Origin of the sequence: Bacillus sp. GbtcB14, assembly GCF_019091205.1 — a bacterium.
Classification (GTDB): domain Bacteria; phylum Bacillota; class Bacilli; order Bacillales; family Bacillaceae_G; genus Bacillus_A; species Bacillus_A cereus_AG.
This window is the reverse complement of the sequence record NZ_JAGXJT010000233.1, coordinates 1-250: the sequence shown is the minus strand read 5'-3', so window position 1 is coordinate 250 and position 250 is coordinate 1. Positions and strand designations below refer to the sequence as shown.

Below are 250 nucleotides of genomic sequence, written 5' to 3'. Positions count from 1 at the left end.
CATTCAAATAAGTGTATGCCGCACCCTTTTCCTCCGCCATCTTGATGACACGTTCCACAGCTTGCCGGTGTCCGGAAATCACATGCTGCTGTTCTGAATTCATGCAGGCTACACCTGCCGGAAAGTCTTCCGTCGACACTTTCGAACATATTTCTTGCAAGGTTTGAAGAGAGAGGTGAGTCACGGCGGCCATCGCCCCCTGCTGCTGAGGATCCGCATTTTGCATAAGAATTCCCCGCTCCCTTACAAG

The 250-nt window shown here is 51.6% G+C and carries 1 pseudogene; it reads right to left on the bottom strand.

The window, feature by feature from the left end:
• Positions 1 to 250, bottom strand: a pseudogene (locus KVT31_RS29800) (malonyl CoA-acyl carrier protein transacylase); the annotation flags it as partial.